Here is an 11,490-nt window from a genome sequence, read left to right as displayed (position 1 = left end):
AGACGCCCTTGGGGCGGCCTGTGGAGCCCGAGGTGAAGTCGATATAGGCGAGGTTGCGGGCGGAGATTCCACTGACCGGGGCCAGGGCGGGTGCATGCGCCAGTGCCTCAGCGGCCTCCTCGACGAGGAGGGTGGGAAGGTGCTCGGCGGGCAGGCGCGAGAGCTGCTCCCGGGTGGTGACGAGCAGGGCGGGGCACGCGTCCTCCAGCATGGAGGACAGCCGCTCGCGGGGGTAGGCGGTGTCCAGCGGGACATAGGCGCCACCGGCCTTGAGGATGCCCAGGAGCGCGATAATGAGCTCCAGCGAGCGCTCCAGGGCGAGGGCCACGCGGGAGTCGGCACCGACGCCGCGGGCGCGCAGCAGGTGGGCGAAGCGGTTGGCGGCCTCGTCGAGTTGGCGATAGGTGAGGCGCCGCGCGCCGTACTCCAGGGCGATGGCTTCGGGAGTGGCGGCGACCTGTCGCTCGAAGACGTCGTTGATGGTGGCGTCACGCGGGTAGCTGGAGGGGGAGTGATTCCAGTCCACCAGCACCGTCTGCCGCTCCTCGGCGGACAGCAGTGGCAGGTGGTGGTAGGGCCGCTCCGGCTGGGCGACGAGCCCCTCCAGCAGAATGGCGAAGTGGCGGGTGAAGCGCTGGGCAAAGGCGGAGGAGAACAGCTCGCGGCGATAGATGAGCTCGCCCGAGAAGCCGTCTGGAGCCTCCGCGAGCACCAGCTCCAGATCGAAGCGCGCGGTGGTGTTGTCGAGCGGCAGCGGACGCAGGGAGAATCCCGGGAGCCGCAGCTCCTCCTGAGGAATGTTCTGCAGGGCGAACATCACCTGGAACAGGGGCGAGTGCCCCAGGGAGCGTCCCGGGGCGAGCTCCTCGACGAGCTTCTCGAAGGGAATGTCCTGGTGGGCGAAGGCGCCGAGCGTGGTCTCCTTCACGCGCGCCAGCACCTGGTGGAAGGAGGGGTTGCCCTCCAGGCGGGTGCGCAGCGCGAGCGTGTTGACGAAGAATCCGATGAGGCCCTCCAGTTCTCCGCGTCGGCGGCCGGCGATGGGCGAGCCGACGGTGAGGTCCTCCTGGCCCGAGTAGCGCGAGAGCAGGAGCTGGAAGGTGGCCAGCAGGGCCATGAAGGGGGTGACCTCCTCCTTCTGGCACAGAGCCTTGAGAGCGTCGGACAGCTCGCGCGACAGCTGAACGGGAGCCGAGGCGCCCCGGAAGGACTGGACGGCGGGGCGCTGGAAGTCGGTGGGCAGCTCCAGCGCGGCGGGTGCGCCTTCCAGGTGCTTGTGCCACCAGGCGAGCTGGGCCTCCAGGGCCTCTCCCTGAAGCCACGAGCGTTGCCACACGGCGAAGTCGGCGTACTGCACCGGCAGCTCGGGCAGGGGCGAGGGCTGGCCCGCGGAGAAGGCCGCGTAGAGGGTGGCCATCTCCCGCACCAGCACGTCCATGGACCAGCCGTCGGAGACGATGTGGTGCATCGTCAGCAGCAGCACGTGCTCGCGTTCATCCAAACGCAGCAGCGAGGCGCGCAGCAGCGGCCCATTCGCGAGGTCAAAGGCCTTGCATGCCTCCTGCTCGACGAGCCGGTGCACCTCGGCCTCGCGGCTCTCGTGGGACGAGAGGTCCACCACCGACAGCACGAGGGACGCGGGCGGCGAGATGACCTGGACGGGGGTGTCCTCGACGGACTTGAAGCAGGTGCGCAGCGACTCGTGGCGGCGGACGAGCTCGGACAGCGCTTGTTCCAGGGCGTCCACCCGGAGCGCGCCATCGAGCTGGAGCGCCACGGGCATGTTGTAGGCGGCGCTGCCAGGCTCGAGCTGATCGAGGAACCACAGGCGCTGCTGGGAGAAGGACAGCGGCGGAGAAGCCCCATCCCCGGGCCGGCGGGTGAGTGCCGGATACGAGGAGGACTTCGCCCCCCGCTGCTTGAGCTGCCGCATCAGCAGCGCGCGCTGCTCCGGCGTGAGTTCCGCTAGCTTCCGCTGCGTGTCGCTCATCGACATGACTCCTGGGGATTCCTGGCGCGCTGCCGTGGCTAGGTGCCGACCTGGTCCAGACGCGGTTGCTCCAGCGGAGTCAGGCGGCCCGCCTCGAGGTGGAGCAACCGGTCGGCAAGCCCGAAGTAGCGGTCGTCGTGGCTGATGACGAGCACCGTCTTCCCGAGGCGTTTCAAGTCCGGGAGAATCTCCTTGTAGAAGACCTCCTTGAAGCTCGGATCCTGGTCCGCCGCCCACTCATCGAAGATGTAGAACGGCCGGTCTTCCAGGGAGGCCGTGAGGAGCGCCAGGCGCTTGCGCTGGCCCTGGGACAGCTCGGTGGTCGAGAAGCTGCCGTCCTGGATCTGCACCTTGCGGTCCAGCAGCAGCTTCGACAGGTAATGCCGCGCTTGATCGAGCTGTTCGGGCGAGCCCAGTCCCAGAAGCTGATCGAACAAGTGGAAGTCGAAGAAGACGGCAGAGAAGAGCTGCCGGTACTCTTCCCGCTCCTCGTTCCGGATGGGCGTGCCATCCACGAGCAGCTCCCCGGCCTCGGGCGCATACAGGCCGGTGAGGAGCTTGGCGAGCGTGGTCTTTCCGCTGCCGTTGCCACCCACGAGGAAGAGCAACTCACCCCGTTTCACCGTCAGGTCGATGGGGCCCAGGGTGAAGGAGCCATCCTCATTCTCTCGGCGGTAGGTGTGGGTGATGCCGCGCAGCTCGAGCTGCTGGAAGGCGCGCAGGCGCGCCGGGGTCTCCGGCGGTAGCGCCCATGGCGTCTCGTTCTCCGGGGTGAGCGTCAGCCCCAGTTTGTGGAGGTTCTCGAGCGCCACCACGGCCCGGTTCACGTACGCCACCGTGGTGAGGATGGAGTTCAGCGGCTGCTGCACGTACAGGATGACCAGCGTGTAGCTCACCAGCGCTGCCTGGGAGACCGGCGAGAACAGCGGCACCACGAAGAGCAGCAGCCCGATGATGACCATGTAGACGAACATTCCCCCGCTGCTGGCCAGCGCGAAGAGGTTCTCGGCACGCACCCACTTCCCGCGGATGTCTCGCACCAGGGGATCGAACACCCGCTCCAGGAACTCGATGCGGCGCGGGCGGTGCAACCGCAGCTCCTTGGCGCCATCCATCAGCGAGAGGAAGCGCTTGAAGAGCCCGTTCTCGAGCTGGCGCACCTGCTGGCGCAGCTTGACGGCGGGGGACGTCGCCTGTGAGTAGGCAAGGCCTCCCACCGCCAGGAAGCCCAGCACCACCAGCAGCATCTTCCAGGAGATCCACGCCAGGTAGATCAGCGAGCCCGTCACGATGGTGATGCTGATGAAGAACTCGGGCAAGGCCGTCATCCCCACGCCCACCATGACGGTGTCGCTCGACATGGACGACAGCAGGCGGTGCGAGCCCGTCTGCTCCAGGTGGCGCAGCGAGATGGCCAGGAACTGCCGTGCCAGTCTCCGCCGCAGGTCCATGACGATGTTCTGGTGCATGCCGTTGAGCAGCATCTGCGAGCCGGCGCGCGTGAACATCGCCAGCACCGCCAGGCCGCCGAAGGCCAGCCCCAGCCGCAGGCGCTCCTCCTCGGGCCGTGCCAGCGCCTGATTGATGACCGACAGCAGCGCCGCGCTGCTCGCGCCGGACGCGAGGCCGAAGAGGAGGGTGGTCAGCAACGAGCTCCGCGAGGTGCGGAGCAGCATGACGAGCAGCTTCAGCATGACTTCTCCGCGCTCATTCTCCGCTTCCTTCCGCTCGCTTCAGCGCCTGCATCATCTGCTCCAGTTCCTCTGGCTCCACCTGGTCCGCGCGCGCCGCCAGGATGAGCAGGGCCACGTCCGCCACCGTCGGCTTCTCGAAGAGCTGCCTCAGGGGCAGCTCCACGTCGAAGACCGTCCACAAGCGGGCGACGAGCCGGGTGGCCAGGAGCGAGTGGCCTCCCAGGTCGAAGAAGCTGTCGTGGATGCCGACGCGCTCCACGCGCAGCAGCTCGGCCCAGATGTCGGCGATCTGCTGCTCCACCTCGTCTCGCGGCGCCACGTAGGGGGTGCCCGCTCCGGACGACGTGCCCCCGGGAGCGGGCAGCGCCCGGCGATCCACCTTGCCACTGGAGCCCAGGGGCAGCGCCGGCAGGGACACGAAGGCCGAGGGCACCATGTACTCGGGCAACTGGCGCCGCAGGAAGTCACGCAGGGCCCCGGAATCGGGAGGGGCAGCGCCAGCGGGCACCACGTAGGCCACCAGACGCGCCTCCCCGGGCGCGTCCTCGCGCAGCACCAGGGCCGCGTCCCGCAGGGAGGGGTGGCCGTGCAGCGTGGCCTCGATCTCCCCCAGCTCGATGCGGAAGCCGCGCAGCTTCACCTGGTTGTCGATGCGGCCCAGGAACTCGATCCGCCCATCCGCCAGGAAGCGGGCCCGGTCTCCGGAGCGGTAGAGCCGCTCCCCCTGCCGCGAAGCGAATGGATGGGGAACGAACTTCTCGGCGGTGAGCGCGGGGTTGCCGAGGTAGCCGCGCGCCAGACCCACGCCAGCAATGCAGAGTTCCCCCGGAAGGCCCGCGGGCACGGGCCGCCGCTGCTCGTCGAGGATGTACACCTGGACGTTGTCCCAGGGGCGTCCGATGGTGGGCACGTCCCCCGGCCGCAGCGGCTCACTGATGGTGGCGCAGACGGTGGCCTCGGTGGGGCCGTAGGCGTTGAGCAGGCACACCCGCTCTCCCCAGCGCCGCGCCAGCTCGGGCGTGCACGCCTCGCCCACGGAGATGACGACTTCCAGGGGCAGCTCCTCGGGCTCGAGCTGCGCGAGCACGGAAGGCGTGAGGGTGGCGGCGGTGATGCCATGGCGCCGCAGCAGCGAGCGCAGCGGAGCGCCCGGCAGCAGTTGCTCCTTCGGCGCGAGGAAGAGGCACGCGCCGGCCATCAGGGACGAGAACACCTCACACACGGAGGCATCGAAGCCGAACGAGGCGAACTGGAGGATGCGGCTGCCGGGGTGGAAGCGGTGGAACTTCGCCGCCGCGAGCGCGGTGTTGCACAGGCCGCGATGCACCAGCAGCGTGCCCTTGGGGCGTCCGGTGGAGCCGGAGGTGTAGATGACGTAGGCCAGCGTGTCGGCCGAGGCGGAGGTGGCCGGGCGCGCCGTGGGCAGGGCCTGGAGGACTCCCTGCTCCGTGTCGAGGCAGAGTGTGGACACGTTGCCGGGCAGCGCGGACTTCAGGTGCGCCTGGGTGATGACGAGGCGGGCACCGGAGTTCTCGACCATGTAGGCGAGGCGCTCGGCGGGCAGCCCCGGGTCGAGCGGCACGAAGGCGCCGCCCGCCTTCAGCACGCCGAGCATGCAGACCACCATGTCCGGCGAGCGCTCGACGCACAGTCCGACGCGCTCCTCCACGCCGAGGCCCGAGGCCCGCAGGTGCCGCGCGAGCTGGTTGGCGCGCGCGTCGAGCTCCCGGAAGGTGAGTGCCGTGTCCTCGAAGACCACGGCGGTGGCCGTCGGGGTGCGGTCCACCTGGGCCTCGAAGAGGTGGTGGATGCAGGCGCTGGCGGGGAAGCTGACGTGCGTATCGTTCCACTCGATGAGGACGCGCTGGCGCTCCCGCTCGTCCATGAGAGACAGCTCGGCCACCGGCCGCTGCGGCGCGGCGAGCACCGCCTCCAGCAGACCTCGCAGATGGCCCGCCATGCGCTGGATGGTGCCGGCCTCGAAGAGGTCCGTGCTGTACTCGAGCGCGCCCGCGAGCCCCTCGGCGCCGCGGCCGAGCGAGAGGACGAGGTCGAACCGCACCGTCCCGTTGTCCATATCCAGGGGCTGGAGCTGGAGCCCACCCCCGAGCACTCCGGCGTCTGGCTCGTCCATCAGGGTGAACATCACCTGGAAGAGCGGATTGCGGCTCTGATCGCGCGGGGGTTGCAGCTCCTCGACGAGCTTCTCGAAGGGGATGTCCGGGTGGGCGAAGGCGCCGAGGGTGGTCTCCTTCACGCGCGCCAGCACCTGGCGGAAGGAGGGGTTGCCCTCCAGGCGGGTGCGCAGCACGAGCGTGTTGACGAAGAAGCCGATGAGGCCTTCCAGCTCGGCGACGCGGCGGCCGGCGATGGGCGAGCCCACGCTGATGTCGTCCTGGCCCGAGTAGCGGGCCAGCAACACCTGGAAGGCGGCCAGCAGGGCCATGAAGGGGGTGACGGCCTCGCGCCGGCAGAACGCGTCGAGGGAGTCGGACAGCTCCCGGGGCAGGCGAACCGGCAGCGAGGCACCGCGGAAGGACTGGACGGCGGGGCGTGGCCTGCTGGTGGGGACCTCCAGCGCGTGCGGAGCGCCCGCGAGCTGCCGGCGCCACCAGGAGAGCTGGGACTCCAGGGCCTCGCCCTGGAGCCACGAGCGCTGCCAGACGGAGTAGTCGGCGTACTGCACGGGCAGCTCGGGCAGGGACGAGGGCTGGCCGGTGGAGAAGGTCTCGTAGAGGGCCCCGACCTCGCGGATGAGGACGCCCATGGACCAGCCGTCGGAGACGATGTGGTGCATGTTGAGCAGCAGCACCTGCTCCTGCTCGCCGAGCCGCAGCAGCAAGGCGCGCAGCAGCGGCCCGTGGGCGAGCGAGAAGGGACGGCGGGCATCCTCGGCCGTCAGCCGCCGGACCTCCTCGGTGCGCTGCGGCTCCGGGATGGCTCGCAGATCCACCTGGGCCAACGGGAAGTCCACATGCGGCAGGATGCGCTGCACGGGCTGGCCATCGACGTTGTGGAAGGTGGTGCGCAGGGCCTCGTGGCGGTGGACGAGCTCCGTGAAGCAGCTCCGGAGCGCGGACACGTTGAGCTGTCCTCGCACCCGGACGGGCATCGGCATGTTGTAGAACGGGCTGCCAGGCTCGAGTTGGTGGAGGAACCACAGGCGCTGCTGGGCGAAGGACAGCGGCAGCGCGTCCGTCCTGGGCACCCGGGTGAGCGGAGGCAGCGAGACGCCCTGGCCCGCCTGGAGGGCGGCGTCGACCCGCTGGGCGAGCGCGCGGAGCGTGGAGGCCTCGAAGAGGGCGCGCAGGGGCAGCTCCACCTGGAAGGTGGCGCGCACGAGCGACACCATGCGGGTGGCCAGCAGCGAGTGGCCTCCCAGCTCGAAGAAGTCGTCGAGGGCGCTGACTTCGGACAGGCCGAGCAGCTCGCACCAGAGCGCGGCCAGGCGCACCTCGGTGGCGGTGGCGGGCGGGACGAAGGGGCGGAACCCGGGCCGGGCTTCCGGCGCGGGCAGGGCCTTTCGGTCCACCTTGGCGTTGGGTGTGAGGGGCAGCGCCTCCAGCACCATGAGGGCCGAGGGCACCATGTACTCGGGCAGCCGCTGCTGGAGGAAGGCACGCAGGGCGAGGGTGTCCAGCGAGGCCGTCCTGGCGGTGACGTAGCCCACCAGCCGCTTGATGCCCGGCGAGTCCTCGCGGGCGATGACGATGGCTTCACGCACCTCGGGGTGGGAGTGGAGGACGACCTCCACCTCACCCAGCTCGATGCGGAAGCCGCGCACCTTCACCTGGAAGTCGGCGCGGCCAACGAATTCCACGGCCCCGTCGGCGCGGTGACGGCCCACGTCGCCGGTGCGGTACATGCGAGCGCCAGGCGTGGCGCTGAAGGGGTCGGGCAGGAAGCGCTCCGCGGTGAGCGCGGGGTGCTGGAGGTATCCACGCGCCAGGCCGTCACCGGAGACATACAGCTCGCCGGAAGTGCCCCGGGGCACGGGCTGCAGGTAGCGGTCGAGCACGTAGACCCGGGTCTGGGGAACGGGCCGACCAATGGGGACGGAGGGCGGCACCTCGGAGGCGTGCGCCATGGGGAAGAAGGTGGTGTAGACGGTGCACTCGGTGGGTCCGTAGACGGCGAGCACCGGGATGCCCAGCGTCTCGATGGCGCGGCGGATGTGAGGCGCGGAGTTGATGTCGCCGCCCGTCATGAGCTGGCGCACGCCGCGCAGCCCCTCGAGGTTGCCGTCCACCAACTGGATGAAGAGGCTGGTGGTGATGAAGAGGCTGGTGACGCGATGGCCTTGCACCACCCGCCCCAACTCGTGGATGTCGCTGGGAGACGCGTCGGCGGGGAAGACGACGAGGCGGCCGCCATTGAGCAGCGGCCCCCAGATTTCGAGCGTGGAGGCGTCGAAGGAGATGGGGGCCATGAGCAGCCAGGTGTGCTCGGGGCCCATGTCGGCGTAGCGCGCATCGATGACGGTGCGCAGCACGGAGCGGTGTTCGATGCAGACGCCCTTGGGCCGGCCCGTGGAGCCCGAGGTGAAGTCGATGTACGCGAGGTTGCGGGCGGAGATTCCACTGACCGGGGCCAGGGCGGGTGCGTGGGCCAGCGCCTCAGCGGCCTCCTCGACGAGCAGGGTGGGAAGGTGCTCCGCGGGCAGGCGCGCGAGCTGCTCCCGGGTGGTGACGAGCAGAGCGGGACGCGCATCGTCCAGCATGAGGGCCAGGCGCTCGCGGGGATAGGCGGTGTCCAGCGGGACGTAGGCGCCACCGGCCTTGAGGATGCCCAGGAGCGCGACGATGAGCTCCAGCGAGCGCTCCAGGGCGAGGGCCACGCGGGAGTCGGGACCGACGCCGCGGGCGCGCAGCAGGTGGGCGAAGCGGTTGGAGGCCTCGTCGAGCTGACGGTAGGTGAGGCGCTGCGCGCCGTACTCGACGGCGATGGCCTCGGGCGCGGAGGCAGCCTTGCGAGTGAAGACCTCGGGGATGGTGGCGTCGCGCGGGTAGCTGGAGGGGGAGTGATTCCAGTCCACCAGCACCGTCTGCCGCTCCTCGACGGACAGCAGCGGCAGGTGGTGGAAGGGCCGCTCCGGCTGGGAGACGAGTCCCTCCAGCAGAATGGCGAAGTGGCGGGTGAAGCGCTGGGCGTAGGCGGAGGAGAACAGGTCGCGGCAATAGGTCAGCTCGCCAACGAAGCCGTCCGGAGTCTCCGAGAGGCTCAGCTCCATCTCGAAGCGCGCGGTGGCGTTGTCGAGGGGGAGCGGCCGCATGGAGAAATCCGGGAGCCGGAGCTCCCCGATGGGGGCGTTCTGCAGGGCGAACATCACCTGGAACAGGGGCGAGTGCCCCAGGGAGCGCTCCGGAGCGAGCTCCTCGACGAGCTTCTCGAAGGGGATATCCTGGTGGGCGAAGGCGCCGAGGGTGGTCTCCTTCACGCGTGCCAGCACCTGGCGGAAGGAGGGGTTGCCCTCCAGGCGCGTGCGCAGCGCGAGCGTGTTGACGAAGAAGCCGATGAGGCCCTCCAGCGCGGCGACGCGGCGGCCGGCGATGGGCGAACCGACGGTGATGTCCTCCTGGCCCGAGTAGCGCGACAGCAGGAGCTGGTAGGCGGCCAGCAGGGCCATGAAGGGGGTGACCTCCTCCTCCTGGCACAAGGTCTTCAGCGCCTCGGACAACGGGCGCGACAGCTGAACGGGAGCCGCGGCGCCCCGGAAGGACTGGACGGCGGGGCGCTGGAAGTCGGTGGGCAGCTCCAGAGCCGGCGGTGCGCCACCCAGGTGCTCCTTCCACCAGCCAAGCTGCGCCTCCAATACCGGGCCCTGCAGCCAGGCGCGCTGCCACACCGCGTAGTCGGCGTACTGCACCGGAAGCTCCGGCAGGAACGCGGGCCGGCCCTGGCTGAAGCCCTCGTAGAAGGCGCTCATCTCGCGCACCAGCACGCCCAGGGACCAGCCGTCGGAGACGATGTGGTGCTGCACCAGCACCAGCACGTGCTCCTCGGGGGCCAGCCTCAGCAGCGTCATCCTCAGCAGCGGCCCGGTCTCCAGGTTGAAGGGACGCACGGCCTCATGCTCGGCCCGGCGCCGCGCCTCCGCCTGGCGCTCGGCCTCGGGCAGGAAGCTCAAGTCCACCCGCTCCAGCTTCAACGAGCCCGTCGGGAGGACGGCCTGCACGGGGGCCCCGTTCTCGGTGCGGAAGACGGTGCGCAGGGACTCGTGGCGGCGCACCAGCGCCTGGAAGCCGTGCTCCAGCCCTTTCTCCGACAAAGGCCCCTGTAGCGTCAGGACGATGGGGACATTGTAGAAGGCGCTGTCGGGTTCGAGCTGGTGGAGGAACCACAGGCGCTGCTGGGCGAAGGACAGCGGCAGCGCACCGTCGCGAGCGGCGCGCGTCAGCTCGGGCACCCGGGCGCCTCCTCCGTCATCGGCCTGGAGGGCCGCGATGCGCAGGGCGAGCCCCTCCACGGTGGGCGCCTCGAACATCTCGCGCAGGGCCAGCTCCACCTGGAAGGCCGCGCGCACGCGGGAGACCAGCTGGGTGGCCAGCAGGGAGTGGCCGCCCAGCTCGAAGAAATCTCCGTGCAGGCCCACCCGGGGGACGTTCAGCACCTCGGAGAAGATGGCCGCGAGTGTCAGCTCGGTGGGAGTGCGCGGGACGGCGAAGGACTCGGGCTCCGCCGGGTGCACCTCCGGCATCGGCAGCGCCTTGCGGTCCACCTTGCCGTTGGCCGTCAAGGGCAGGGAGTCGAGGAGTACGAGCGCCGAGGGCAGCATGTACTCTGGGAGCTTCTGGCGCAGGGCGTCCTTGAGGACCGAGGCGTCCGCCTCCGGCGCGACGACGTAGGCCACCAGTCGCTTGTCTCCGGGCACGTCTTCGCGCACGAGCGCCACGGCCTGGCGCACGGTCGGATGCGACAGCAGTGTGCCCTCCACCTCGCCTGGCTCGATGCGGAAGCCACGCACCTTCACCTGGAAGTCGGTGCGGCCCAGGAACTCCAGGATGCCATCGGCCCGCCAGCGCGCCTTGTCACCGGTGCGGTAGAGCCGCTGCCCGGTGCAAAAGAGGTGTGGCACGAAGCGCTCGGCGGTGAGCGCGGCCTGGCCCAGGTATCCCCAGGCCAGGCCATCTCCGCCGACGTAGAGCTCGCCAGGGACTCCCACGGGCACCGGGTGCAGACTGGCGTCCAGCACGTAGGTGGTGGAGTTGGCGATCGGACGGCCAATGGGCACCGAAGCGCCCACGGAGTCACCGCGGCGCAGTGAATGCGAAGTGGAGAACGTGGTGTTCTCAGTGGGCCCGTAGCCATTGACGAGGACAGCCCCCTCGGGGAGGCGGGCCAGGTGTTCGCGTACGCGCTGCGCTGGCAGCACGTCACCTCCGGTGAGCACCTGACGCACGGAGGCCAGGGCCTGGGGCTGGTGCACCGCCATCTGCTCGAAGAGGGCGGCCGTCAGCCAGAGCGTGGTGATGCGCTTGCGTACCAGCACCGCCCCCAGCTCCTCCAGCGTGGGAGAATGCGGGGGGAAGAGCACGAGGCGTGCGCCATGAAGCAGGGCGCCCCAGACTTCGAGGGTGGAGGCGTCGAAGGAGATGGGGGCCAGTTGGAGGAAGGCCTCCTCGGGCCCGAAATGGATGAAGGAGCTGCCGAGCACCAGGCGGGTGATACCGCGGTGGGCGATGGCCACGGCCTTGGGCTGCCCGGTGGAGCCCGAGGTGAACATGACGTACGCCAGACTGTCGGCGTGGGTGAATGCCTGGGGCGAAGTGGTGGGCTGGCGAGCCACCAGGTGCCAGTCGGAGTCGA

Annotated in this window: 3 protein-coding genes; all 3 read right to left on the bottom strand. The window is 70.0% G+C overall.

The window, feature by feature from the left end; genetic code table 11:
- Positions 1 to 1,990: condensation domain-containing protein (locus G4D83_RS38375; protein ID WP_163869877.1), on the bottom strand; the 1,990-nt coding region annotated here is incomplete at its 3' end.
- Positions 1,991 to 2,028: 38 nt separating this feature from the next.
- On the bottom strand, positions 2,029 to 3,684 hold the full coding sequence (locus G4D83_RS38370) for a cyclic peptide export ABC transporter (protein WP_163869876.1): 1,656 nt from the start codon (positions 3,682 to 3,684) through the stop codon (positions 2,029 to 2,031).
- A gap of 13 nt (positions 3,685 to 3,697) precedes the next feature.
- The coding region (locus tag G4D83_RS38365) for a non-ribosomal peptide synthetase (protein WP_163869875.1) at positions 3,698 to 11,490 on the bottom strand (7,793 nt) is incomplete at its 5' end.

It is taken from the genome of Myxococcus eversor (genome assembly GCF_010894455.1).
GTDB lineage: Bacteria > Myxococcota > Myxococcia > Myxococcales > Myxococcaceae > Myxococcus > Myxococcus eversor.
This window is presented reverse-complemented; position numbering and strand designations above follow the sequence as displayed.